Raw genomic sequence first — 1710 nt, forward strand, 5'->3', positions numbered from 1 at the left:
GTAGAATGTGTTGGTGGCCAAAGGGTATCGGCGGGTGGATCGGGACCAGGGGTTCCTGCTGCCTCCGGACATGCGGGAGTGGTTGCCGGCGGATCATCCGGTGTGGTGGGTGATCGAGACGGTCGGGCAGTTGGACACCCGCGCCCTGCACGCGAAGCGGCGCACCGGTGGTGCGGGTCGTGCCGGGTTCGACCCGGACATGTTGTTGACACTGTTGATCTGGGGGTGGGCGCACGGGGAGCGGTCCTCGCGCCGGCTGGAACGCCTCACCCAGGAGGACGTGACCTACCGGGTGATCTGTGGTGGTGACAGCCCGGACCACACGGTGATCTCCCGGTTCCGGCAGACCGTCGGCGATGCGGTGCCGGAGTTGTTCGCGCAGGTGATGGTGTTGTGCCGGAAGCTGGGGATGGTCCGGTTGGGCACGGTGGCGCTGGATGGCACGAAGATCGCCGCGGACGCCTCGCCCGGCGCGAACTTGACGGAGGAAGGGCTGCGCGCCGCGGCCCGCAAGCACGCCGAGAAGGCTGCCGCCGAACATGCGGCCACCGACACCGGTGAGGACGAGCAGTTCGGCCCCGACGGGCGCGGTGACGTGGTCCCACCCGACCCCGACGATGATCCCGACGGGCCGGACAACCCCGGTGGTGGTGGCGGGCCTGGCGGCGGTGGTGGTGGGCGGGGCCGGGCCGAGCGGATCGCGCGGGCACTTCAGGAGCTCCGGGCGCAGGAGGCGGCGTTCGCCGCGGCGGAAACACCGAAGAACCCGGACCGCACCCGCAAGGGTCACCCCACCGAGCGGCAGATGGAGCTGGCCCGGGCCCGGGTGGCCAGGGCCGAGGCCCGCCAGCAGGCCAAGATCGACAACTACCGCGCGGCGCAGTCCACCGGCCGGCCGGGGCCGCGTGGCGTTCCCACCACGATGGAGTCGAGCGTGAAAGTGGCGCGGGCCCGGAAATCGTTGGCGCGCTTGGAGGAACGGGCCCAAGGGCCCGAGCATGTGAACGTTCGGATCCGTCGTCGGATCGCTGCCGGCGGCGGGCGGGGGCCGGTCGCGAACGTCACCGACCCGGACTCGCGGCTGCAGCCCCTGCGCGGTGGTGGCTGGTTGCAGGGCTACAACTGTCAGGCCCTGACCTCCAGCGACGGCATCATCCTCGCCACCTCGGTGTCGTCCAATCCCATCGACTCCCCGACGTTCCCGGGCATGCTCCAGGCCGGACTGCAGGCCGCGCAGCTGCTGGCCGCGCACCAACCGGAGAGCATCACCCGCACCGACACCACGATCGGGATGATCCTGGCCGACGCCGGCTACCTGTCCCGACAGAACCTGACCATGCCCGGCCCGGACCGGCTCATCGCCGTGGGCAAACGCCGCGACCTGGAACGCGCCGCCCGCCACGCCGCGACCGACCCGCCACCACCCGGCCAGACGGCCGGACCACCGGACCCGATCGAGGCGATGAAACAACGCCTGGCCACCCCCGACGGCATCGCCACCTACCGGCAACGCAGCCACATCGCCGAAACACCATTCGGGAACACCAAGCACAACAACGGATTCCGCCGATTCACCGGACGCGGACTGGCCCGAGCCGTCACGGACTGGCAGTTCAACGCCCTCGTGCACAACCTCTTCAAAGCCCACCGCCACGCCACCTGACAGCCCCCGAAGGGGCCGTCAGGGCCCCCAGGACCGGAAGCCCGGCC

General features: G+C 70.9%; 1 protein-coding gene. It reads left to right on the plus strand.

Annotation, left to right across the window (positions count from 1 at the left end; all coding sequences use genetic code 11):
* Window positions 1-7 precede the first annotated feature (7 nt).
* Entirely contained in the window at window positions 8-1663 is a 1656-nt protein-coding gene (locus GIS00_RS26715) for a transposase (RefSeq protein ID WP_456094181.1), read from the plus strand.
* Window positions 1664-1710 lie beyond the last annotated feature (47 nt).

It is taken from the genome of Nakamurella alba, from assembly GCF_009707545.1.
GTDB lineage: Bacteria > Actinomycetota > Actinomycetes > Mycobacteriales > Nakamurellaceae > Nakamurella > Nakamurella alba.